The 23,820-nt window shown below is 58.7% G+C and carries 23 protein-coding genes and 2 pseudogenes; 16 read left to right on the forward strand and 9 right to left on the reverse strand.

Annotated elements, in window-relative coordinates; genetic code table 11:
* Positions 1-274: 274 nt before the first annotated feature.
* The 7 genes from ACI3K0_RS27325 to tnpB all read left to right on the forward strand — a co-directional run bounded on the left by ACI3K0_RS27325 (position 275) and on the right by tnpB (position 2,242).
* Positions 275-484 (forward strand): cold-shock protein, encoded by a 210-nt coding sequence (locus tag ACI3K0_RS27325; protein WP_018902430.1) that lies wholly within the window; start codon positions 275-277, stop codon positions 482-484.
* Positions 485-603: 119 nt separating this feature from the next.
* Entirely contained in the window at positions 604-828 is a 225-nt protein-coding gene (locus ACI3K0_RS27330; RefSeq protein WP_148147146.1) for a hypothetical protein, read from the forward strand.
* A gap of 28 nt (positions 829-856) precedes the next feature.
* On the forward strand, positions 857-1,237 hold the full coding sequence (locus tag ACI3K0_RS27335) for a DUF6481 family protein (RefSeq protein ID WP_148147147.1): 381 nt from the start codon (positions 857-859) through the stop codon (positions 1,235-1,237).
* Positions 1,238-1,335: 98 nt separating this feature from the next.
* Positions 1,336-1,611, forward strand: coding sequence for a hypothetical protein (locus tag ACI3K0_RS27340; RefSeq protein ID WP_148147148.1), 276 nt, complete (start codon positions 1,336-1,338; stop codon positions 1,609-1,611).
* An 88-nt stretch (positions 1,612-1,699) separates the two neighbouring features.
* Positions 1,700-1,846 (forward strand): hypothetical protein, encoded by a 147-nt coding sequence (locus tag ACI3K0_RS27345; protein ID WP_404946691.1) that lies wholly within the window; start codon positions 1,700-1,702, stop codon positions 1,844-1,846.
* Entirely contained in the window at positions 1,798-2,121 is a 324-nt protein-coding gene (locus ACI3K0_RS27350) for a transposase (protein ID WP_404946670.1), read from the forward strand. The genes ACI3K0_RS27345 and ACI3K0_RS27350 overlap by 49 nt, the downstream gene beginning before the upstream one ends.
* The gene (gene tnpB, locus ACI3K0_RS27355; protein ID WP_404946671.1) at positions 2,102-2,242 is read left to right on the forward strand and encodes an IS66 family insertion sequence element accessory protein TnpB; all 141 of its coding nucleotides are present in this window, start codon (positions 2,102-2,104) and stop codon (positions 2,240-2,242) included. Before ACI3K0_RS27350 ends, tnpB begins: the two co-directional genes overlap by 20 nt.
* A gap of 80 nt (positions 2,243-2,322) precedes the next feature.
* Here tnpB and fabF read toward each other — a convergent pair whose 3' ends face one another.
* Positions 2,323-3,621, reverse strand: coding sequence for a beta-ketoacyl-ACP synthase II (gene fabF, locus ACI3K0_RS27360; RefSeq protein WP_404946672.1), 1,299 nt, complete (start codon positions 3,619-3,621; stop codon positions 2,323-2,325).
* A gap of 178 nt (positions 3,622-3,799) precedes the next feature.
* Positions 3,800-4,387 (reverse strand): TetR/AcrR family transcriptional regulator, encoded by a 588-nt coding sequence (locus ACI3K0_RS27365; protein ID WP_148147152.1) that lies wholly within the window; start codon positions 4,385-4,387, stop codon positions 3,800-3,802.
* Between the two features lie 99 nt (positions 4,388-4,486).
* On the opposite strand from ACI3K0_RS27365, the gene ACI3K0_RS27370 reads away from it, so the two are divergent.
* The 3 genes from ACI3K0_RS27370 (at position 4,487) to ACI3K0_RS27380 (ending at position 9,396) form a co-directional block, all read left to right on the forward strand.
* Positions 4,487-5,602, forward strand: coding sequence for an efflux RND transporter periplasmic adaptor subunit (locus ACI3K0_RS27370; RefSeq protein ID WP_404946673.1), 1,116 nt, complete (start codon positions 4,487-4,489; stop codon positions 5,600-5,602).
* Positions 5,602-8,718: an efflux RND transporter permease subunit gene (locus tag ACI3K0_RS27375; RefSeq protein WP_404946674.1), complete on the forward strand. Its 3,117-nt coding sequence runs from the start codon at positions 5,602-5,604 to the stop codon at positions 8,716-8,718. The genes ACI3K0_RS27370 and ACI3K0_RS27375 overlap by 1 nt, the downstream gene beginning before the upstream one ends.
* Positions 8,719-8,784: 66 nt before the next feature.
* Entirely contained in the window at positions 8,785-9,396 is a 612-nt protein-coding gene (locus ACI3K0_RS27380; RefSeq protein ID WP_404946675.1) for a TetR/AcrR family transcriptional regulator, read from the forward strand.
* A 186-nt stretch (positions 9,397-9,582) separates the two neighbouring features.
* Here the strand turns inward: ACI3K0_RS27380 and ACI3K0_RS27385 are convergent, their stop codons facing one another.
* A complete protein-coding gene (locus tag ACI3K0_RS27385) occupies positions 9,583-9,969 on the reverse strand; it encodes a nucleotidyl transferase AbiEii/AbiGii toxin family protein (protein WP_404946676.1) in 387 nt (128 codons plus the stop codon).
* Positions 9,962-10,555, reverse strand: coding sequence for a DUF6088 family protein (locus tag ACI3K0_RS27390; protein ID WP_404946677.1), 594 nt, complete (start codon positions 10,553-10,555; stop codon positions 9,962-9,964). Before ACI3K0_RS27390 ends, ACI3K0_RS27385 begins: the two co-directional genes overlap by 8 nt.
* Before the next feature lie 296 nt (positions 10,556-10,851).
* On the opposite strand from ACI3K0_RS27390, the gene ACI3K0_RS27395 reads away from it, so the two are divergent.
* From ACI3K0_RS27395 to ACI3K0_RS27420, 6 genes are all read left to right on the forward strand, one after another.
* Entirely contained in the window at positions 10,852-11,610 is a 759-nt protein-coding gene (locus ACI3K0_RS27395) for an ImuA family protein (RefSeq protein WP_206828861.1), read from the forward strand.
* A complete protein-coding gene (locus tag ACI3K0_RS27400; RefSeq protein WP_404946678.1) occupies positions 11,528-13,042 on the forward strand; it encodes a Y-family DNA polymerase in 1,515 nt (504 codons plus the stop codon). The genes ACI3K0_RS27395 and ACI3K0_RS27400 overlap by 83 nt, the downstream gene beginning before the upstream one ends.
* Before the next feature lie 13 nt (positions 13,043-13,055).
* A complete protein-coding gene (locus tag ACI3K0_RS27405; protein WP_404946679.1) occupies positions 13,056-16,310 on the forward strand; it encodes an error-prone DNA polymerase in 3,255 nt (1,084 codons plus the stop codon).
* Between the two features lie 201 nt (positions 16,311-16,511).
* The gene (locus ACI3K0_RS27410; RefSeq protein WP_404946680.1) at positions 16,512-16,700 is read left to right on the forward strand and encodes a hypothetical protein; all 189 of its coding nucleotides are present in this window, start codon (positions 16,512-16,514) and stop codon (positions 16,698-16,700) included.
* A gap of 129 nt (positions 16,701-16,829) precedes the next feature.
* A complete protein-coding gene (locus tag ACI3K0_RS27415; protein WP_404946681.1) occupies positions 16,830-17,384 on the forward strand; it encodes a hypothetical protein in 555 nt (184 codons plus the stop codon).
* A complete protein-coding gene (locus ACI3K0_RS27420) occupies positions 17,272-18,285 on the forward strand; it encodes an aldo/keto reductase (protein WP_404946690.1) in 1,014 nt (337 codons plus the stop codon). Before ACI3K0_RS27415 ends, ACI3K0_RS27420 begins: the two co-directional genes overlap by 113 nt.
* Before the next feature lie 184 nt (positions 18,286-18,469).
* Here the strand turns inward: ACI3K0_RS27420 and ACI3K0_RS27425 are convergent, their stop codons facing one another.
* From ACI3K0_RS27425 to ACI3K0_RS27445, 5 genes and pseudogenes are all read right to left on the reverse strand, one after another.
* A complete protein-coding gene (locus tag ACI3K0_RS27425) occupies positions 18,470-19,516 on the reverse strand; it encodes a glutathione synthase (RefSeq protein WP_183687460.1) in 1,047 nt (348 codons plus the stop codon).
* Positions 19,516-21,405: a flavohemoglobin expression-modulating QEGLA motif protein gene (locus ACI3K0_RS27430; protein WP_404946682.1), complete on the reverse strand. Its 1,890-nt coding sequence runs from the start codon at positions 21,403-21,405 to the stop codon at positions 19,516-19,518. The genes ACI3K0_RS27425 and ACI3K0_RS27430 overlap by 1 nt, the downstream gene beginning before the upstream one ends.
* A complete protein-coding gene (locus ACI3K0_RS27435; protein WP_404946683.1) occupies positions 21,402-22,292 on the reverse strand; it encodes an N-formylglutamate amidohydrolase in 891 nt (296 codons plus the stop codon). Before ACI3K0_RS27435 ends, ACI3K0_RS27430 begins: the two co-directional genes overlap by 4 nt.
* A gap of 472 nt (positions 22,293-22,764) precedes the next feature.
* Positions 22,765-23,531: pseudogene (locus ACI3K0_RS27440) on the reverse strand (molybdopterin dinucleotide binding domain-containing protein); the annotation flags it as partial.
* 8 nt (positions 23,532-23,539) lie between these two features.
* Positions 23,540-23,730: pseudogene (locus tag ACI3K0_RS27445) on the reverse strand (DUF4147 domain-containing protein); the annotation flags it as partial.
* Between the last annotated feature and the right edge of the window lie 90 nt (positions 23,731-23,820).

Consider the following 23,820-nt stretch of genomic DNA (forward strand, 5'->3'; position numbering starts at 1 on the left):
GATACTGTGCGCCGGAATTAATCCAGCCGAAGCGCCGCACCGTTTTTAAAGATAACGCAACCCGAGGGTGTAAATGTGTCATTTTGAAAACTAAACGTTGACGTAGCACTCTTTATTCGGTAATTCTGCTTCATCGATCTTTTGCTTGCCGAGCTTTGTCTACCGCGCGATTGGCACCGCGCTTTAAGCGAACTTCTCTCTCAAAAATAGTCGGTTTTCCGCTGCGTGGTGCTTGCTTCGCGGTCCCTCACTCTATGCTTTGAAAGGGTTCATCATGACCACTGGCACAGTAAAATGGTTCAATTCCACCAAGGGCTTCGGCTTCATCCAGCCTGACAACGGCGGCGCTGACGCCTTCGTTCATATCTCGGCTGTCGAGCGCGCAGGAATGCGCGAACTCGTCGAAGGCCAGAAGATCGGCTTCGAACTCGAGCGCGACATGAAGTCGGGCAAGATGTCAGCCTGCAATCTGCAGTCCGCTTGATCGATATCTGCTTCCCTTTGACCACGGATGTACTGGCACTGCCGGAAGCAGTTATCATTTTGAGGCCAGGCGGTTCGCCTGGCCTTTTTCATCTCGGCTCATAGCCAGATCGACGACAAATGACAGAGACATACAGTAAATCTCGACAACAGGCTGAGGCTGCCTTTGGCAATATTCAGACGGAGTTCTTCGCCAAGAACAATGCGGCGGAAGAGCTCGCATCGATGGCTCAGGCTCGCGACGCCAAGACAATGAGGCTGCGCGAAGCGCGCCTCGCCAAGGAACGCGCCGACAGAGCATCTGCAACATCCGCACTGCTTGCCAAACGATCGAAGTTCAGCTGAACATCCCACGATAACTCAGGATAAAGATTTGAGACACGCCAGAAACAACGAACTCACCGATCGACGCTCGGCTGCTGCAGACGCCAAAGCTGCCCTTCTCATCGCCTACCGCTCAGCAAAGAAGGCGGCCGAGCCTTCACGATCCGCCAGACAGGCCGAGCGGATCTCCCTCGTTGAAGCTCGTGAGGCGCGCCGTGCAGAGCGGGAACGACTAAAGCACGAGGAACAGACCCGGATCGTCACCCTTGCCGCTCAAGAACAGGCAGCCATCGAGGCGGCCGCCGTGGCCGAGATCGAGGCGCGAAATTCGGCCGAAAATGCCCGAATCTCGCGGGTGGTTCAGGACGAGGCCGCTCGCAAGGCTGAGCGCGACCGACGCTACGCCGCCCGCAAGTCCCGCCAGGCTTAGGCCTGTAGGATGGCGGATCTACGCTTCTGCCGATCCAGCGATGCGCCCTCACTCGAGGCGCGCCCGTCATTCAGTCATAACTCCCAAGGACCGCAACTATGGAAACTAACACCAAAGACCTGCAGGCGATCAATACGGCCTGGCAGATTGCGATCCAGGAAATTCTGCGCATGGTCATTCGTGACATGTACCACGGCGGCGGAGAGGCTACGTTCAACGCCCACGTCAAGCGAATTGAGGAAGCTGCCGTCGACAGCATCCAGACAGACTTGAGGCTCCGCGGCACCAGCGAGTGGACGGAGACGCTGGTCAAGGAACGGGCAAGCAATTTCGTCACCACGCTACTCACATCCTTCACATACGATCGCGCATGATTGAAGGTAAGCGCGAATTTCTGCGCACCTTCTGAAGCGCAGCGCTCTAAGGCATGAGGTGTACACCAAAATAGGTGGACACCAAATCATGGATGAAGATGCTCTTAAATTGCAGGTGCGGCTTGTTGGTCGCGACTCCGCCGTCGATATGACCCTGCTTCGCGTGATCAGCTCGTCGCAGCGTGTTTGGAGCCCGGCGTTCCGGTCTCTCGACTTGCTCGGGAACATGGCGTGAATGCTAATCTCGTTCGCAAGTGGAAAAAGAAGGCCATGGAGAAGCGTCCTTTGCCTTTGGTCTCGGCATTCGTTCCGGTTCAGATTGCTCCAGATATGCCTCCGACTTCTGGCGGCGATTTACTGACAAAGAGCGTGCCGTTGGGCAAGCCGTATCAGACGTCCAAGGTGAGTGCGCTCCTGCCGAACGGGATCAGCCTGACCCTTGAGTATGACGATGAGAATGGGCTGGCGGCAATCATAGGAGCGTTGGGTCATGTTCAGACTGGGCGCTGATCTGAAGGTCTACCTGCATCGGGAGCCGATCGACTTCCGGGCCGGCATCAACAGCCTTGCGGTCCTGGTCCAGGAGACGATGGCGCTGGACCCGTTTGCCCCTGCGGTGTTTGCCTTCTAGCAATTGCCGGCGTGACCGGATGAAGCTGTTGTTCTTCGATCAATCAGGCTGTTCAGGAGATCGTCGCTCGACGCTAACTGTCAGGCGATGGCAGATGTCGAAGTGCCGTTTACCTTTGGCCAACGCCGGAAGAGTGCGCTGGCATTAACGCCGCCGAAGCCGAAGCCGTTCGATATGGCGTACTCAGCGTCCAAACGACGCGCTTGGTTCGCAACGAAATCGATGCCGTCGGCTTCAGGATCGGGACTGTTCAGGTTGAGCGTCGGCGGCGCGATCTGGTTCTGAAGCGCCAGAATTGTGAAGATAGCTTCGAGACCGCCGGCCGCACCGAGCAAATGCCCTGTTGCCGATTTGGTCCCGCTAACGGCGACCGTCTTATCGGACCCGAATACGCTCTTGATGGCCCTTATTTCACCAAGATCCCCGACCGGAGTAGACGTCGCATGAGCGTTCAAATGGCCGATCTCGCGCGAAGAAATTCCGGCCTGCGCAATGGCGATCTCCATCGCCCTGCGTGCGCCGTTGCCGTCTTCCGGTCCAGAGGTGATGTGATGGGCGTCAGCGGTCGTGCCATATCCGACCAGTTCGGCAAGTGGCGTTGCACCGCGCGCGAGCGCATGGCTCAAAGCTTCGATGACAAGCATGCCGGCTCCTTCGCCCATGACGAAGCCGTCGCGTGATGTGTCGAAGGGGCGCGATGCGCGGCGGGGCGATTCGTTGAAACCGCTCGACAGCGATCTGGCGGCGGCAAAACCGCCCAAACTCACGATGTTCATGCAGGCTTCTGTCCCGCCGCAAATTGCGATGTCTGCTTCATGAGATCGAATGAGCCGGGCAGCATCGCCGATTGCCTGGACACCAGCAGCACACGCCGTGACTGGTGCCCCCAGAGGACCTTTGAAGCCATGGCGGATCGAGACCTGTCCCGCTGCGAGGTTGACGAGAAACGACGGGATGGTGAAGGGCGAAAGACGGCGCACACCGCGTTGATCGACGGTGCGGACGGCTTCGGTGATGGCAGGAAAGCCGCCAATGCCGGATGCGATGATCGTCGCGGTTCTCAGCCGGTCCTCGTTCGACGTCGGTTTCCAGTTCGCCTGCGCGAGGGCTTCTTCGGCGGCCGCCAGTGCAAAGATGATGAACCGGTCGACCTTGCGTTGGTCCTTCTGAGCGAGGACCGTATCCGGATCGAAGCCGCCTTCCGGATCCTCAATGATTGAGGGGACGACGCCTCCGATCTTCGAAGGCAGGTCTGCGACGATCTCGTCCGACAGTCGCCGCAAACCGCTTTGTCCCGCAATCAGGCGCGACCATGAGATCCCGACATTCGCACCCAGAGGGCTGACGGCTCCCATTCCCGTAACAACGATACGACGCATCTGTTTTCCACCTTTTGTCTCATTAGAAATAGGCATGCCTTCAGCATCCCGTCCGACAATGCGGTCAGGGCCTTTTGTAAATACATGCAGTTTAAGCAAGTGCCGAAAGAGGCCTCACCCTGTCGGGGCGCTAAACTTTGGCCCTTATCATGCCAGGGCGTTGGACCCGGCTTGACCTTCAGGCGACATCATCGCGGCGGGCAATGCGTCTGACTTCGTCAGCCGCTGCATCAAGAATGCCTTGTGACATGGTCGCGTCTTCCATGATTCGCGATAGCGTCACGGCGCCCACCATAAGAGAAAGGATTGCCATGGCCTTGCTACCTGGTTCGGAACTCTTGCTGTCACCTGTCAATTCATTCAGCACCTCGAAGTGAGCACGAATACCGTCTTCGAAAGGTTGCCTGACCTCAGCGCTTTGTCGGGCCGCATCAGATCCCAACGCTACCAGCGGACAACCTTCCGCTTTTTCTCCTCTATGATCCGAGGATAGGTAGAAGGCCATAACAGCCTCAAGGGGGTCGGCACTGTCATTGGCGGCCGCTGACCATCTGCGTGTGGCGCTTTCCATGGCGCGCCTTGACGCGATAGCGGCCAGATCGTCTTTCGACGCAAACTGCTTGTAAAACGCTCCTTGCGTGAGACCGGCCCCTTTCATCAAATCCTTGAGCCCGATGCCATCGAAACCATGCTGACGAAACATACGGCTCGCGACATCAATGACCCTGTCCCGATTCTCTTCAGCTTGCGCGCGGCTCACTCTCATATCGATCTCCAATTAGATTTCAATTGACATCTATATCATAAATAGAGTTAGATCGCAATCTAATTCGTTTGGGTCGCTGGTCAAGAAGAGAACGCAAAAATGAAACGCAAACACGTCCTGTCTGTCGTCGGCCTCGTGGCAGCCGCTGGCGCTGGCGGAGCCTTTTTCATGTTCTACGAACCGACGAGGCAGGAAGCGGTGGCTGTTGATCCGAGGACAGCCTCCCCCTTGGTTCGGGTCGCAGAGACCACTAATACCGGAATGACTGAGCGCTCTTTCACAGGAACGGTCGCGTCCCGTGTCCAGAGCAACCTTGGTTTCCGTGTTCCGGGCAAGATCGTCGAGCGGATGGTCGATGTGGGGCAGCAGGTCAGCAAAGGCCAGGCACTCATGCGCATTGATGAAACCGATCTTCAACTGGCGCTGACATCCAGGCGCAACACCGTTACGGCAGCACGCGCCGTTCTGGTCCAGGCGGAGGCGGACGAGAAACGCTATGCAGCGCTGGTAAAAAATGGTTTGGCAGCCACTCCACAGCGATATGAACAGGCAAAAGCGGCGCTGGATACCGCGACGGCTCAACTCGCGGCAGCAGAAGCCGACGCCAAAGTGGCTGAAAACAAAACCCTCTACACGCTTCTCGTCGCAGACTCTGACGGAACCATCGTCCAAACGCTTGGAGATCCCGGGCAGGTCGTAGCAGCAGGCCAGACGGTCGTGCAACTGGCACAGTCCGGACCACGGGAAGCCGTCGTCTGGCTTCCTGAGACCCTGCGGCCTGCTCTCGGCTCCGAGGCGCAGGCCGATGTCTACGGAGGCGGCAGTCTCAGCGGCAAGGCCAGGCTGCGGCAGATCTCCGATTCTGCCGATCCCCAAACCCGGACTTACGAGGCTCGTTACATTCTCGATGGCGATGCGGCTTCAGCCCCGCTTGGCTCGACCGTGACAATCAAAATCCCTGACGCCGACCGCCAGTCGGAAGTTGCAGTACCCGTCGGCGCTATTCTGGACGACGGCAATCGTACAGGCGTCTGGGTTGTCAACGGCACCACTTCGACTGTGAAGTTCACACCAGTCAAGGTCCGCCAGATTGGCGTGGAGACGGCATTTATTACCGGGATTGAGACTGGAGAGCAGGTCGTTGCCTTGGGCGCTCATCTTCTCAACGATGGCGCAACCGTCAGGATTGCCTCGCAACAAGAGGTGGAAAACTAATGAACTTCAATCTTTCCGCCATCGCCGTTCGCGAGCGTGCCATCACTCTTTTCTTTATCGTGCTGCTGGCCGCCGCTGGCGCCTACGCCTTCGTCAAGCTGGGACGCGCCGAAGATCCGTCGTTCACGATCAAGACACTGACGGTCACGTCCGTCTGGCCGGGCGCGACCGCGCGAGAAATGCAGGACCTTGTTGCCGAACCCCTCGAAAAGCGCCTCCAGGAACTCACCTGGTACGACCGTGTCGAAACGACGACGCGGCCCGGCTACGCTTTCCTCACAGTCACGCTGAAGGACAACACGCCGGCGAGCGCCGTCGCAGAAGAATTCTATCAGGCGCGCAAGAAGCTCGGGGATGAAGCCCGCAATCTCCCTCCTGGCGTCATCGGACCGTTCGTCAACGATGAGTATTCCGACGTGAGTTTCGGCCTTTATGCCCTGAAGGCCAAGGGAATGCCGATGCGCGATCTCGTGCGCCAGGCGGAAGTCATCCGCCAGGACCTCCTGCACGTGCCTGGCGTCAAGAAAATCAACATCGTCGGCGAGCGTCCCGAGCAGATGTTTGTCGAGTTCTCCTATGCGAAGCTCGCGACACTCGGCATATCCGGGCAGGATATCGCTTCTGCGCTGCAGCGACAGAACACGGTGACGCCGGCGGGTTCTATCGACACACGGGGTCCACAGGTCTTTATCCGCTTCGACGGAGCTTATAACAGCGTCCAGGCGATTGCCGACACGCCGATCGTTGCTGCTGGACGAACCCTGAAGCTCTCCGACCTCGCTGAGGTGCGTCGCGGTTATCAGGATCCTGCAACCTACCTCATCCGCCACGAGGGCGAACCGACGATCATGCTGGGTGCGGTGATGCAGGCGGGATGGAACGGTCTTGATCTCGGCAAGGCGCTCGAGGCTCGGTCCGAAGCAATCGCGCAGACACTGCCGCTGGGCATGACGCTGACCAAGGTCAGCGATCAGGCCGTCAACATCGATGAAGCCGTCGGCGAGTTTATGCTCAAATTTGCCATGGCGCTGGGTGTGGTTCTGTTCGTCAGCCTGGTCGCACTCGGCTGGCGCGTCGGCATCGTTGTCGCACTGGCCGTGCCGGTGACGCTGGCCGTCGTCTTCTTGATCATGCTGGAAACCGGACGGTTCTTCGACCGCATTACGCTGGGCGCTTTGATCCTCGCGCTCGGACTTCTGGTTGACGATGCCATCATCGCTATCGAAGTGATGGTGGTGAAGATGGAAGAGGGCATGGACCGCATCAAGGCGGCCGCCTATGCTTGGAGTCATACGGCAGCGCCGATGCTGTCCGGAACGCTGGTCACGATCATCGGACTGATGCCCGTGGGTTTTGCCAAGTCGACCGCAGGCGAATATGCCGGAAACATCTTCTGGGTCGTGGGCTTTGCGCTCATCGTATCCTGGATCGTCGCCGTCACCTTCACGCCCTATCTCGGTGTGAAGATGTTGCCCAACATCAAGCCGGTCGAGGGCGGTCATCACGCCATCTATGACACGCCGAACTATCGTCGTCTGCGTTCCGTCATCGAGTTCGCCGTCCGCCATAAGTTCATGGTCTGCGCCGTGGTCGGCATTTCCATGGCCGCTTCGGTTGGCGGAATGGGCGCCGTAAAGCAGCAGTTTTTCCCCACATCGGACCGTCCAGAGGTCCTGGTCGAGGTGCGCATGCCCGAAGGCACAAGCATTGAAGCGACGACATCCGCAGTCAAGAAGGTCGAAGACTGGCTGCAGACCCAGCCCGAGAGCAATATCGTCACGTCCTATATAGGGCAGGGCGCGCCCCGGTTCTTCTTTGCCATGGCACCGGAACTGCCCGACCCCGCCTTCGCCAAGGTCGTCGTACTCACGCCAGACGCCCATGCACGCGAAGGACTGAAGCACCGTCTTCGTGCAGCTATTTCGGAGGGTCTTGTTCCTGAAGCGTCTGTCCGGGTGACGCAGCTCGTGTTTGGTCCGTACACGCCGTTCCCGGTCGAATTCCGGATTATGGGACCCGATCAGGACGAACTCTACAAGATCTCAGAGCAGGCTCTGGCGCTCATGAAGACCGTTCCCGATGTTCGGCAGGCCAACCGTGACTGGGGCAACCGGACACCGGTCTTGCGGTTTATCCCTGATCAGGAGCGACTTAATCTGATTGGTCTTTCTCCGTCGGAGGCGTCCCAACAGATGCAGATGCTGCTCACCGGCATCCCCGTCACGCAGGTGCGCGACAATATTCGAAATGTGCCCGTCGTCGCACGCAGTGCCGGCGAAATCCGTCTCGACCCATCGCAGCTTGCCGACTTCTCGCTGATGAGCCGCGATGGCCGTCAGGTGCCGTTGGATCAACTCGGGCACTCCGAGATCCGGTTTGAAGAGCCGATCCTGAAACGTCGTGACCGGACCCCGGTCATCACGATCAGGTCCGACATCAACGAGGCGACGCAGCCACCGGAGGTTTCGCAACAGGTCAGGAAGGCACTACAGCCGCTCATCGCGTCGCTCCCTGTTGGATACCATATCGAGATGGGCGGCAACATCGAGGAGTCTCTCAAGGCAAACACGGCACTCGCTCAAGTTTTCCCGCTGATGATTGCGGCTATGCTGATCGTCATCATCCTTCAGGTTCGTAGCTTGTCGACGATGACAATGGTGATGCTGACAGCACCGCTTGGTCTTGCAGGTGTGGTTCCGACCTTGCTCCTGTTCAATCAGCCGTTCGGCTTCAACGCCATTCTTGGCCTTATAGGGCTAGCGGGTATCTTGATGCGAAACACGTTGATCCTGACGGAGCAGATCAAGGATAATCAGGCCGCGGGTCTCGACGACTACCATGCTGTCGTTGAGGCGACCGTGCAGCGGACACGTCCTGTCATCCTCACTGCCCTTGCGGCGATCCTCGCATTCATACCGTTGACGCATTCTGTTTTCTGGGGGTCGATGGCCTATACCCTGATTGGCGGAACGGCCGCAGGCACCGTGATGATCCTACTTTTTCTTCCGGCCCTCTATGCTGTGTGGTTCCGGATTACGCCCCCGAAGGTGGCAGTCCATAGCCATCCGGTCCAGGATGTCGAGCCGGAACATACGCGGGCGATGGCTGCCGAATAAGGATCTCAGTTGGAACGCTGGATGGATAAGAGATCTGCTCGACTACTCAGGAGCCGTCCTGAACTTGTGGAACTTGAAGTCGCGACGACGCGCGAACGTATCCTGGATGTGGCGGAAAATCACTTTCGCCGCATCGGCTTCCGGAAAACTACAGTCGCTGATATTGCAGGTTGCTTGGGCATGAGCACTGGAAATATCTATCGCTTTTTTCCTTCCAGGATGGCGATAGATGCGTCAGTTTGTGGTCGGTGGTTCTTCATGGAATTCATCCAAGCCGTAAAGTCGACCGCGTGCGTTTGTGGATCGGCTCAAACGAAGCTCGAAAAAACTCTGACGCTACTACACCAGATGCGAAAGACAACGTTTGTCGAAGAGAAGCGCGTTCATGAGTTGATGGCGGCGGCGGCAGGTGAAAATTGGGCGATCTACAAAGCGCATAATGATGAAGTTGTTACAATCCTCCGGACCATTGTGATGGACGGGATAGTCTCCGGGGAATTCGAAGTCCAGGATCCCGGGCGTGAAGCAAGAAATGTGATGACTGCCTTCACGCCATTCTATCACCCTGTGCTCGTTGAACAGGAGGTCCGGGAAGGCAACGACACTGAAGCAGGTCTTCGCGACCAGATCGCGTTTTTAATCAAGGCTCTGAGCGTCACCAGAGCTTTTGGGAGTTAATCCGGTAGCGAGCGAAAGGGGTCTAGTGGAAGATGCCTTGGCAATGATAGGCCGTAAATTCGAATATAATCAGGCCCATGGCGGAACAGTTCGCGGGTCTGTGGTTCATATCCGTTGTCTAATCGCCTGTATGAGGTCAAGCAGATTTTAGACGATATATTTCGTTGCCGTGCTGCAAGCTATGCATCACAGTATTTTTTCACGTTTAAGGGGTCGCATCACTATTCCCACAAATTCGTCCGGCGCCGTGGGCACGGTTGTCTCCGCGGTCGACATGCTGTCGCCGCATGATGGGTTCTCGCAGGGCGGGTCTTTGTGAGCAAGTTCACGGATATCGTAGGTCAGGTCGACATCTTCCGAAAATCTGCGGATAGCATTGTAGGCTTTAGAGAGGGACGTGCCGCCTTTGAAGACGAGATGGTCACCGAGCGTCGTTCCATAAAGGGTCTGCAGTGCCCAGACGACCCACGTGTCCTTTTTCAGAAGATGAATCGGCCGCCCGGCTTTCTCCGCGGCGATTGCGAGAACTTCCCTTCGATCGTCCCGAGACAGCTGCAAAAACTGTTCAGCCATAAGCGGCCTTTCCTACACTGCGGGCAAGCCAGCTGGGAAACTGAGGGGCGGCTGTAACGAGTTCGCCGAACGCTTCGGCGGAAAGCTTCCGCTTGATGCTCGGAAGTGCCTCTTCTGCCTTTTCCGGACCAAGCCATGCCAGCGCGCGCACAGCCAAGCCGGCAGGCTTATTCGCCAAGGCGAGCTGCCAGCGCGGCACGTGCTTCAACTCGACCGTCTGACTACCGACAGTCATGGTTCGGCTGCGGCCGGATGTGAAATAGACGGACCGGATCGGTACCTGAGTGGACAGCCCCAACGCGTTTGCAGCCGCGGCACCATTCGAAACGATCACCTCGCCACGCTGGTGCGCAACGGCTTCGACGGCCTGCTCGACCGTCGGTGGCCGGCTTCCAAAGCGGCTCTTGATTGCCTTGAGATAGATCCCCCGACCGGCCCGAACGAGCTCGCCGCGTTCATAAAGACGCGATAACGCCTGGTCTACCGCCGCTCGGTTTCCCAAATGCAGGAAGGCCTTCGCGGACAGCGCCGTTCCCTCGGGCAGCTGTTCGGCATAGGCCATGATCTGTGCTGTCAGTCGTTGCATGGCAATTCTCCTGTCAGAAATATATGCAGTTTTCTGACAGTTTGCAATGTGGTGGTTGCCTGCCTTTTCCTATCTGAGGGAAGTCTGAATAGGAAAATTTTCATTCGTCTTCTTCCCCGAATGACCAGGATATACCCATGATTCTCTTTGTGAATCGTGTGCAGAAGTCCAATTCACGACCGTAAGCGGGAGAATCCGCCCGCTTGACTCTTATTAGTTTCGAGAACAAAAAAGGAACATCGCCGTCCTTTCGGACATTAAAACCTGAAACGCGAGCCTGAGGAGGTCCGTGAACGATGTCGCGCGCCAACAGTCCTCGCGTTCTCAAGGACCTGAGAGAGAGAATTGCTCACCTTGAGGGATCAGCGAGCCGAAAAGCCGTGGTCCTGCCCTTCGGTGTGGCCGAGATCGACGAGCACCTGCCCGGGGGCGGGCTTGCTTTCGGCGCGCTGCATGAGGTTGCCGGAGGAGGGGCAGGGACAGTCGACGGAGCCGCGGCCGTTCTTTTCGTCGCGGGCATCGCCGCGCGCTCGAAGGGCAAGGTCCTCTGGTGCTTGACCCGACCTGATCTGTTCTTTCCGGCAATCTCTCAGGCAGGGCTGCATCCTGACCGCGTCATCTTCTGTGAAGCCGATAAGGAGGAGGACGTGCTGGCCTCGATGGAAGAGGGGCTTGCCTTCGGCGGTCTTGGCACCGTTGTCGGCGAACTGGTCCGGCTTCCGATGACGGCCTCCAGGCGCCTCCAGCTGGCCGCGGAGAAGACCGGAACAATGGGGATCGCACTCAGGCGCTGGCGTCGGCAGGCGGAAGCCTCCGATTACGGCCAGCCGACGGCTTCGACGACCAGGTGGCGAGTCAGCGTCCTGCCCTCCGAACCCTTACCCGTCGCCGGCGTCGGACGCGCACGCTGGCTGGCCGAACTGATGCGCGTCAAAGCGGGCGAGTGTGCCGAGTTCGAAATTGGAGCCTGTGATGCCCAGGGCCGTATCTGTCTTCTTCCCCTATCTCGCGACGGAGCGCATCCGACGCACCAGTGGATACAACGTACCGGCTGACCAGCCGCTGGTCGTCGTCGCAAAATCCGGCGCTAAACGCTTTCTCTCGGCGGTCGAGCCGCAGGCGTTGAAGCTTGGTCTGCGCGTCGGCATGCCGGCGAGCAAGGCGCAGGCGCTGGTCTCCGATCTGACGATGATCGATGCTGATCCTCAGGCGGATGCCGCGGCGCTCGAACGCCTCGCGCTCTGGGCGCTTCGGCAATACAGCCCGGTCGTCGCTGTCGACGGGACCGACGGGCTGATCCTCGATACCGAGGGCGCCGATCACCTTCGCGGTGGCGAGCTGTCGCTTATCTCCAGCTTCGTCAACTCGTTGCGGGCGAGGGGGCTGACCGCGCGCGCTGCGGTTGCCGACACATGGGGCGCCGCATATTCGGTTGCCCGCATGACAGGGGCCGAAACCAGTGTCGTCCCGATCGGTGAGACCGCCAAGGCGGTGACCGGCCTGCCGATCCATTGCCTGCGGCTGCCCGCTGATACGATCAAGGCGCTGCGCGTGCTCGGCGTTGAGACCGTCGGCGAGCTGTCGGCCATGCCGCGCGCGCCGCTCACCTTGCGCTTCGGGCCGGAGCTCGGTCGGCGGCTTGACCAGATGTTCGGCCGGCTCGCCGAGCCGATCGAGCCCTTGCGCACCCCCGAGCTTGTCGAGGTCTTCAGGAGTTTCCAGGAGCCGATCGGCGCGGCCGAGACAATCGCTAAATATGTCCGCCGGCTCGTGGATCAGCTGACCGAGAAGCTGGAAACGCGGGGGCTCGGGGTGCGCCGGTCGGATTTGATCATCCATCGGGTCGACAATACCCGCCAGTCGATCCGTGCGGGCCTCGCAAGGCCGGTGCGCGATCCCGCCCGCCTGTCGAAGCTTCTCTGCGACCGGATCGAGGCGATCGATCCGGGTTTCGGGATCGAGCGTATGGTGCTTGTTGCCATCATGGCCGAGCCGCTCGAAGAAAAGCAGGTCGCCTCGTCGCTGATCGAGGAAGAGGTCATCGATGTCACCCCGCTCGTCGATATTCTCGGCAATCGCGGCCAGCGCCTCTACCGGGTCACGCCCATTGCCTCCGACGTCCCCGAACGCTCGGTTCGCAGGATTGCGCCGACGGCGGCCGAGACTGGCGCCGACTGGGCCGCGAAATGGCCGAGGCCGTCGCGGCTGCTCGCCTTTCCCGATCCAATCGAAGTGATGAACGTCCTGCCCGACCATCCGCCGGCCGTCTTCACCTGGCGCGGCAAGCGCCGGCGGGTGAAGCGCGCTGATGGGCCGGAACGCATTTTCGGCGAATGGTGGGTTCGGCCGACCGAAATGCAGGCGGTGCGGGACTATTTTGTGGTCGAGGACGAGCAGGGCGAGCGCTACTGGGTGTTTCGCACCGGTGACGGCGTCCATATGGAGACCGGTGCCCATCGCTGGTTTCTCCAAGGCGTCTTCGGATAAGGGGGGGCTTCGGATGAGATATGCCGAGCTGCAGGTGACCAGCCATTTTTCCTTCCTGCGCGGCGCAAGCTCGGCGCCGGAACTGTTCGAGACGGCGGCAGCGTTGGGCATCGAGGCGATCGGGATCGTTGACCGCAACAGTCTCGCCGGCATCGTGCGCGCCTGGGAGGCAGCGCGGACAACCGGGATCCGGCTTGTCGTCGGCTGCCGGCTCGATCTCGCCGACGGCATGTCGCTTCTCGTTTATCCGACAGATCGGCCGGCCTATTCGCGCCTCACCCGGCTTCTGTCACTGGGAAAGGGCAGGGGCGGAAAAGGCAAGTGCATCCTCGATCTCACCGATGTCGAAGCCTATAGCGAAGGGCTGATCGCCGTTCTCGTCCCCGACGAGGCGGATGAAGTCTATGCCGGCCAACTGCGGAAGATCGCGGAGATCTTCGGCGATCGCGCCTACGTGAGCCTGTGCCTGCGCCGACGCCCGAACGATCGGCTGCGTCTCCATAATCTGTCGAACCTCGCCGTAAGGTACAAAGTGAAGACTGTGGTCACCAATGACGTGCTCTTCCATGAGCCGGGTCGCCGGCAGATGCAGGACATCGTCACCTGTATCCGCAATCACACGACGATCGACGATGTCGGCTTCGACCGCGAGCGCCATGCCGACCGCTTCCTGAAGGCGCCGGAGGAAATGCACCGGCTTTTTCCTGAATATCCGGAGGCGCTGGCCCGCTCCAGCGAGATTGTCGAGCGCTGCCGCTTCGACATGTCTCAGCTGCAGTACCAGTACCCGGAGGAGGCGATCGTACCGGGCCTCGATGCGCAGCAGTCGCTGACGAAGTTTACCTGGGAAGGCGCGGCCGACCGCTATCCGGAAGGCGTTCCGGAAAAGGTGCGCAAGGCCATCCTGCATGAACTAGAGCTCATCCGCGAGATGCAGTATGCACCCTATTTCCTCACGGTCTACTCGATCGTTCGTTTCGCCCGATCGAAGAACATCCTCTGCCAAGGGCGAGGGTCGGCCGCCAATTCCGCCGTCTGTTATTGTCTCGGCATCACGTCCATCAATCCAGAGACCTCCGATCTGCTCTTCGAACGCTTCGTCAGCCGAGAACGCGACGAACCACCGGATATCGACGTCGACTTCGAGCATAATCGTCGAGAAGAAGTCATCCAGTGGATCTACGAGACCTATGGCCGGTCGCGCTCGGCGCTTTGCTGCACCGTACTCAGGTACCAGACCAAAGGAGCCATGAAGGATGTCGGCAAGGCGCTCGGCCTGCCAGAAGATCTGATCGCCCAGCTTCTCTCGGGCGTCTGGGGCTTTAGCCGCGAAGCGATCGGCGAAAAGCAGCTGAAGGACAACAATCTCAACGCCACCGATTATCGACTGCGCCTGGCGCTCGAGATCTCCGCGCAGCTGATCGGCACGCCTCGCCATCTCGGCCAGCATCCGGGTGGATTCGTCCTGACCCAGGATCGGCTCGACGATCTCGTGCCGATCGAGCCGGCGGCGATGGATGACCGACAAGTCGTGGAATGGGACAAGGACGATATCGAAGTCTTGAAGTTCATGAAAATGGACGTGCTCGGCCTCGGAATGCTGTCCTGCATGGCCCGCGCCTTCGATCTTCTGGCCGTCCACAAGGATCTGCCCATGGGCCTTGCCGATGTCGAGCAGGAGGACCCGGCCACCTACGCGATGATCCGCAAAGCCGAAACGCTCGGCACGTTCCAGGTAGAAAGCCGGGCGCAGATGGCGATGCTGCCCCGCCTGAAACCCCGCACCTTCTATGATCTCGTCATCCAGGTGGCGATCGTCCGTCCCGGTCCGATCCAAGGCGACATGGTTCACCCGTATCTGCGCCGGCGCGAGGGCAAGGAAGAGCCATTTTATCCGACGCCTGAGCTTGAGGCGGTTCTGTCAAAGACCCTTGGCGTGCCGCTCTTTCAGGAATCGGCGATGAAGGTGGCTATGGTCTGTGCCGGCTTTACCGCCGGCGAGGCCGACCAGCTGCGCAAATCCATGGCGACCTTCAAGTTCACCGGCGGCGTCAGCAAGTTCAAGGACAAGCTGATCGCCGGTATGCTGACGAACGGCTATACCCGGGAATTCGCCGAGCAGACATTTGGCCAGCTGGAAGGCTTCGGCTCCTATGGGTTTCCCGAATCCCATGCCGCAAGCTTTGCCCTGATCGCTTACGCATCCTGCTGGATCAAATGCCATCACCCGGATGTCTTTTGCGCGGCGCTGATTAACAGCCAGCCGATGGGCTTCTACAGTGTCGCCCAGATCGTTCAGGATGCGCAAAAGAATGGCGTCGAAGTCCGGCCAGTCTGTGTGAACAGATCCCGCTGGGACTGCACCATGGAGCCGACAGGCCGGGAAGGGCGCCTGGCAGTTCGGCTCGGGATGCGTGTGGTCAAGGGCATGTCGGAGATAAACGCGGCGCGGATCGTGCTCGCCCGCGGAGAGGCCCCGTTCACATCGGTCGACGACATGTGGCGGCGCTCGGCCGTGCCGACCGTAACGCTTGTCCTTCTCGCGGAGGCAGATGCGTTTCTGCCATCGCTTCGCCTCGAACGCCGTCAGGCGCTGTGGGATATCAAGCCGCTGCGCGACCAGCCGCTGGAGCTTTGGGCGGCGGCTGATGAACGCGAGGCAAGGACGTCGTCCGAACTGATCGAGCCCGACGTCGTGCTGAAATCGATGACCGAGGGCAGGGAGGTTGTGGAAGACTACTCCCATACCGGTCTGACGCTTCGCCAGCATCCCGTAAGCTTCCTGCGCCAAGACCTGAGGAAGAAGCGTATTGTCACCTGCACCGAGGCAATGGCTGAGCGCGACGGTCGCTGGCTCTGGACCGCCGGGCTTGTTCTGGTGAGGCAAAGGCCGGGATCGGCCAAGGGCGTGATGTTCCTGACCCTCGAAGACGAAACCGGGATCGTCAACGCCGTCGTCTGGCCGTCACTGTTTGAGCGCCAGCGCCGGGTGCTGATGACCGCATCGATGATGGGGATCCACGGAAAGATCCAGCGCGAAGGCGAGGTGGTGCATCTGGTGGCTCAGCGGCTGTTCGACTTCTCGGCCGATCTCTCAAGCCTGGGCGAGCGGGACAATGATTTTCCGGTTCCGCACGGACGCGGCGACCAGGTCAAGCATGGTGCCGGTCCAGATCCACGCGAACGGCCGATGCCCCAGGCTCGCGAAATTTACATTCCGGATCTCCATATCGATACGCTGAAGGTGAAAAGCCGGAACTTCCACTGATACGAGGTGTAGAAGAATTGTGACCATAATCATGCGCGATCGTTCGAGTAATGTAATTTGATTGATTGCGATACAGTGCGGATCTAGCGCGCAGTGGGTACAGCCATTTGAGATACGAATATTGGGGCGTCGCATGGATATTGATGAATATTTCGAGAAACTGGTCGCATTGGTGCATCACGCTAAGAGTGTCGGTCTGCCATGCAGGAACTGGTGGAGCAGCGCGATCCGGAATTGCTGGTTCCACTTCTCGCCTTCCGTGAGAGTGTTTTAACCTCGGAGGACGAAAGCTGGCTCAATGGGTATCTGACCATCGGTTTTTTCGCCGGTTGGACCCGTCACGAGCGCCTTGCGGCATTTGCGTTGCCCTTCGAAGCGCAGCGCGAGTGAAAAAAGACTGCCGTCCGAGCGCTTTGCGAACCGTACACTGAAAGCCAGCTCCTATTTGAAAATGCTCCTGACCTTTACAGGAACATTCGTCAGCGGCAGGGCGGGACGCGAGATCAGGAACTGATTAACGTGATCGCCACTGCGTCCGTAGACGGCGGGGAAGTCTATCGCGCCGGCAAGGGTTACACAGAGCTCTGCTCCTATTTGTCTCCCGAAATTGTAAACTGGGCTCGTAATGAATGGCCGGATGCGCCCACGTTCATTCGGCTGAATGCGGATCGGTATATCGCGGAAAAGCCGCCTCAAAAGCTTTGGGAATCGGCGATGGTCCCAGCGAACCCGGGCTGGTTTAGCAACTTCAGCCTGCGCAAAGGGATGACGGAATTCGCATTGTATCAGTTGCTTGATCGGCCGATTTCCGACGGTCAGGCAGAATATTGGGATTATCACGTCAAAAAGGTGCGTCGCCTCGAGGTTCGTGTTGAGCGACGTGAAGACAACTACCTCACGATGATGATCGAAGAGTTGCCAGTGCCCTATCCAAACAGCGACGGAGCCAGCAATGACAAAGATCGGACGTGCCAAAGATATCTTCAAGCCGGAATTCCGCTTCGGGATGGGCGGCGTTTCGCTCGGAAACGAGTTCAACAAGATCACCGACAAGGAGGCGCAAGCCGCGCTTGAAACGGCATGGAACGTGGGCGTCCGGTATTTCGACGTCGCTCCCTGGTACGGCCTCGGTTTGGCTGAGCGTCGGTTTGGCCACTTCCTGCACAATCAGAAGCGCTCCGACTATCTTCTGTCGTTCAAGGTCGGCAAGCTTCTCAAGGCGTCAAAATCCAACAGCCACGAGAAGATGTATCCTCTGTCGGATTCTCCGAACGATCTTGTCATCGATTACACCGCGGATGGCGTCCGCCGCTCGATCGAGGACAGTTTTCAGAGGCTTGGTGTCGACAGCCTCGACATTGCTTTCGTCCACGACCTGTCGCCGGATTTCGCGTTTTTCCCGACGCCTTGGGAAGAGCAGTACGAGATCGCCCGCAAGGGAGCGTTTCCGGAGCTGTCGAAAATGCGCGACGAAGGGATGATTAAGGGCTGGGGCGTCGGCGTGAACACACCGATGGCGATCCACAAGGTGATGGACGATGCCGATCCGGACGTGTGCCTCTGCGCACGACAGTATTCGCTGATCGACCACGCTGAGACCATCGACCATCTTTTTCCGGCCGTGCGCGAAAAAGGCGTCTCGCTCGTCATCGGCTCCAGCCTGAATGCCGGTTTCCTTGGCGGTAGCCCGCGCTACAATTACGGCGCGGAGAACTACAAGATCCCACCCGAGGTCATCGAAAAGCGGGCGAAACTCCGCGACGTCGCGGAACGCAATGGCGTTGACCTTCGCACTGCCGCTATCCAGTTTTCCGCGGCTCCAGATGTCGCCGTTGCGCTTGTCATCGGCGCCGGTAGCGATCGCCAGATCCGTGAGGACTGGAATGCGATGCAAACCAAGATCCCGAACAAATTCTGGCAGGAGCTGAAGTCGCACGGACTTGTCCACAATGACGCCACAACACCGGTGGTGTAATTTGGCCGGATTGGCCGTGACACGGCCGATCCTTTTGACAATTGGTGATGCCAATTCAAAATGCGGTTGATACCGCGGCTAAGCGATTGCTGAGCTTTAGAAGCGTCGCTTGGTCGGAATGACGGGTCATACGTCTGATCCCTTCTAGACCGCAGTGCTCGATCTATGAAAGATATCAGCCACTTTACAGCGTGGCGAGAGCACGGTTGTTGATCTGACCTGCGTAATTGTTCCGGATTTCGACCTTCTGTTCCAACGCAATGATGACGTCGACCGACAGATCCACTCCGTGAAGCCCGGTAATATCCGGAAGGCCGCCTGGAGTGAAGACATTGATCTCGAGGATCTTGTCGCCGACGATGTCTAGGCCGACCAGAAACATGCCGTCTTCTATCAGTTTAGGGCGAACCATTTCCGCCACCGCAAGAATTTCGGATGTGATCTCGGCGCTTGCCGCAGTACCAGCAGCATGCATGTTGGAGCGCACCTCGCCCTTCGCCGGAACACGACGCAGCGCGGCGTAGGCGCCGTCCCGCTGCAACGGGCGACCGTTCATCAGGAAAAGACGAATGTCGCCGGCCGTCGCGTCGGGAAGATAGCCTTGCGCGATCAGGTAACCTTCGCCGCTGACGGCCTCGAATATCTGGTTGAGATTGGCTTCCTTGCTGGAGGCGATCTTGAAAACGTTTTTCCCGCCGGAACCTTGCAGCGGCTTGAGGATGGCGCCCTGTTTCTGCTCGTCGATAAAGGCGCGGATCTCCTCGATGCTTTTAGAGATAAGGGTTGTTGGGCGAACGGCCTCAGGAAAACCCTGGAAATAAAGCTTATTTTGCGCGCGGGCCAGGCCGTCAGGGTCGTTGAGCGTAAGCACGCCGCGTTCGGCCGCTAGACGACCGAAAATGATGCCGGCATGGGCTGCCCAAGGCCGCTCATCAGCGTCCTGAGAGGGGTCATTCCGCAGCAACAGGACGTCAATCTCCTCGATTGGGATCGTATGGATCTCAGCCTGCTCGCCCTGCAACGCCGCTATGAATGTATCTGGCTTCCTGGTCTTGCCTTTTTTGACAGTGGTCGCGCGCACCATCAGGCTGTCATCGGGGCGCAACACGAAATCGCCGGGTGTCAGGTAGCAAACCTCATGGCCGCGGGCGATTGCGGCAAGCGCTAGCGCCGTAGTCGTATAGAATGCGGCCTCATCGGCAATCGAGTTCACAAAAAATGCAATCCGCATCACGCCTCCTGTCGTTGAATCATGTCGAGAGGACGCATGCCGTCTCTGGCGCGTGCCAGTCGGGTGCGGCCGTCTTCGGTTTCGAGAAAGAGGGGACGAACCGCCGGCAGGCGCAGCAGGCCGCGCTCTGCCAACTCCTGCATCACACCGAAATGCGAGGCGGCTATCTTACCCATCCAGAAGGGTTCGAGTGCGCCACCGGTGCGCAGATGATCGAGCAGGGCAAGCAGACCGCGCAGATAGATCGCGTCCTTGGCCAGGCCGCCGCCGCGATAAAGCCGCAGAACGATATTGAACGCGGCCGGCGGCGTAAAATTATGCTGCTCGACAAGAAGAGAGTAGGTTTCGGTAAAGGTTGCTCCGTCCAGCATCGACGCACATCCGACCACCCGTCCGGCAATCAGCCTCAAGCGCGCCGGCGTCATGCCGCCCGACAGGTATTCGGCGAAAACGGCCAGACCTTCTTGCATGCCCTCATATCCCGCAAGGCCGGAGCGAAACAGCCGCAGGCCCTGGGCCGATCCGTTGAAATAGGTTAGCAGGTGGACACCGATCTCATGCGACAGCAGCGGCTCGACCCGAGCCATGTCCATCACGGTGCTGCGTGCGATCAACAAGCGATGGCCAGATACCATGAGGCCGGACGGCAGGTCGTCGCGAAGCTCGACGGAGACGTCGAACTCCTTCAGCCGGCGATGATAGGCGGCAATCATCGTGCGGGCACGTCGTTCCACCTGAAAGCAGTCGGCCATCCGGCCCTGTGCCGCCCCGTCGTCGTCACCGCTCGGTTCCGTATTGGTAAGCTGCGACAGAATGATCTGCGCCTCGCGCAGCAGCGAGGGTTCCACCGGACCGTATAGCGCGCGACCGAATTCGACGAACTGCGGTTTCTGGCGGGAGGAAAGGAGCGAGAGCTGAAGATCGAGTTCCTGTTGTTTTTCGCGATAAAGCTGGTACAGGACCGGGTCTTCGAGATGGTCGAAGGAAATCGAAAAGAGCTTCCGTTTTGCCGCCTCGACCTGCAGGGCAAGAGGACGGTACAGAAAGACGGGTCGATGGCCCTCTTGCTTGAACGCTTCGAAAGCCGACTCGGCATTGATCGGCGTGACCGCCAGCAGGAAATCGAATGTCGAGGCCACCTCGTCAATGCTTCGGTCGACACGCCAGACCGCATCCACGAAGGCCCTGCGTCCGAGTGCCCGATGCGTCTTCGGCTGGAGGATTTTTCCGGCTTCGACGACACACGCGATGGCTCGCAGACCCGCGTCGAACAGGACCGACACCAATTGGTCGTGAAGTTCCGGATAAATCTGGTCGCTGCCGGGTTGCCGGTAGACGGGGGCAAACCTGACGGCAAGTGTCGAACAGCCGAGGTCATGCCCCAACGCCTTATCTTCGCGCGCCGGAGGCGCTTCCGCGCGTTCGACTCGCGGCGTTCGAAACCTTGTCTCGCTGTCGCTTATCGCGGCGGAAAATGTTTCAGCCGCCTCCGCCATGTCCGCGCTCGCCCATATAGCAATCTCGAATGGAGGCAGGAAAGGCGCATCGTCGGTCAGGAACCGATCCTGCTTCAACTCGCCGATGTCGAACAGGATGAATGCGCCGAACTGTTTGCGCAGCGGAGCCTCTATGGCCTCGATCACCATGATCGCGGATGCCGCATGCGGAGTTATGAGATAGGACGCGTTTGCTTGTGCGATGTCGCGGGCGGCCGGCTCTGCTCCGTCCTCGGCGATATGGACGCAAAGGAAGGGAAGAGGCCGGTCGATATGCAGCCGTCCTCCGCCGGGCAGGTCGCGCCGGATCGACTTGCCGTGGGCAAGGCAGAATACGATCTCGTCGAGCCAGTTGTCGTCACTGCTGCGAGTTTGCGACGAGGCGTTGGTCATGGCTGGCTCGCGAGCGTCTTCTCGAGTATCGGGACGGCTGTTGCAACGACCTGGCGAAGCTGGTCGAGGACACCAGTATTTGGTTCACCCGTCCATTCATCCATGAAAAACTTTTTAAATTCGACCGCGATTGCGCAGCCCGTTTTGGGAAAATGCTCGTGGATGAACCGGGTCTGTTCTCCCTTGCCCTGGAATGCTACGTTTTCGCGCACGTCCAGAGGGCTGCCATCGATCGTATGCGATCGGAGATGGCCGATGAGTGCATCGACTACCGGCGCCCAGCGCTCGCTGTCCATCGAGAATGTGCCTATATTGATGTCCGGTGCCCGCTCCGGCGGCGTAGGTCGAGCGGCTGGCCCATCACGGCGATGATTGTAGCTGTGGATGTCGAGAACGACAAATCGGCCGAATTGGCGCTCGATACCCTTCAGGAAAGCCAGCAGCATATCGTAATAGGCGTCATGGGTTTGTAGGGAGGCTTCTATCTCGTCGTCCGCAAGTGCTCCTGCCCACACATTTAAACCCCATGCCTGTTCCGGCGTCAGATATATGGCGCCCTCCCGATTGCGGTTGATGTCCACTTCGAAACGCGAGCGATGAAAGACGATGCGATTGGGAACATCGCGAATGGTGAACTCGGTGTAGGGATCCTCCTCCCGTAACCGCTCCTGATGATCCAAGCCGAATAAAGGCTGTAGGTTCAGTCGTGTAGAGTGTCCCTCATGGACCGCAGTTGCGATTACAGGCGACATGCCCCGTTCGATGGTCCACAGCGCTGTAGGTGCAACTGGTGGTGTGATCAGAGTTTTCGGCGAGAATGCCCGTTCGAGCTCGACTTCCGTTGTCGACGCTGTCTTGAAGTGATCGGTAGACCTTGCAGATTGCATAGTTCGTTCTCCAGTGCCACGGGAGAACGCACTTGCCGATCGTTTGTTACGAAGAATAGTCAGAATTTGATCGCCGAAGCGGTTTAGTGGCCGTCCAATCAGATATCGCCGATGTCGGGTGGTTCGATTCCGTTCGAGAGCTTGTCTTAATTTCAGAGTTTTAGGCAATCATAACCAGTCAATACCTCTGGATCCCAGGACTACCGATTACGACGTGGTGTAAACCTTTCTCGTCTCGGTTCCAACGAACGAGCCGTCGTCTTGCGGATCTAGGCTTTCTCCAGCTTCCACGCTGAAGGGCCGTCCCAATGGGCCCTCTGTACCCTGGTGTGTCTTGTCAATATCAGACATCGTAGTTACCTCGATAATCGTCGCGCTGTTACATCGCCGTCGACGGCGTTGAATGTCCGTGTGGTTTCCATTTGTCCCAGTGCTCCGCTCTGTTCATGTCACATAAAGACAGCCGAGGTCGCTACGTCTCGATCCGGACAGGGATAGCCTTCGAGGCAGGCGTTTTGGAAAGTCGATCGTGATGATCGATCGCGTTAAGGACATTGCTTTCCGGATAATAGGCGCCAATCGTACCACGGGGCAGATTATGGGGGGTAATGATCAGTCCCCCGAGTTCCCGCCGTTTTCCATCGTCAAAATCACTGACCAGTCGGATACTTTGTCCGGCAGAAAGGCCCGCCGCCTCGATGTCCTCCTCGCACATCATGACCCCGTCGCGTGTCCCTTCAATGCCACGGAAACGGTCCGAATAGCCGTAGATCGTTGTATTGAACTGATCGTTGGAGCGCATGGTGACGAGGCGGTATCGGCCAGCACGTTCTTCGAAGGACAGAGCATTCAGCCGTTCCGGAGTAGTGAACACAGCCTTTTTCTCATCCGTATTCCAAACGCGATCATGTGCATCATTACCCCGAAAAAAGCCCCCCCCGGCTGAAACATGCGTTGATTGTAGTCTTTGAAGTCCTTGGGATAGCTTGCCTCAATCAGGTCGCGAACCAGTCCGTAATCGGCGGTCCATTCATCCCATTTCAACTTCGGGTTATCGGAAAGCGTGGCCTTGGCGATGCCGGCAACGATCGCCAGCTCGCTCTTGAGGTGCGGCGACGCCGGTGTCCGCTTTCCGATTGAAGCCAAAATATGAGAGAAACTGTCTTCCGTCGTGACTGTCTGAGATCCACTCGCCTGCCTATCCATTTCCAGGCGCGAAAGGCAGGGAAGGATGTAGGCTTGCTAGCCACGTCCGGCCAGGCTGCATTAAGTGCTGCTGCCATTGCAGCCGATGCTTTGCCGGCCCCAATGACAATGCATCTGCCTGACGGTTTCGGGGGCAGGTTACGCAACACCGCCGCAGACGGTGAGGCGCTTTCGACTGCAGCGTCAAACATCCGGCGCACAGAGTTCGAACCGTTTGATCATTCCACGACATAATCAATTCTGCCTTATAACTTGCAGCATCGGTGGCTATTGGGCCTGAACGGTGGGGCGGTCTTCGCCCCACCGTTCATTGTACGGACTA

It is taken from the genome of Rhizobium sp. ZW T2_16 (assembly GCF_044987325.1).
GTDB lineage: Bacteria > Pseudomonadota > Alphaproteobacteria > Rhizobiales > Rhizobiaceae > Neorhizobium > Neorhizobium cellulosilyticum.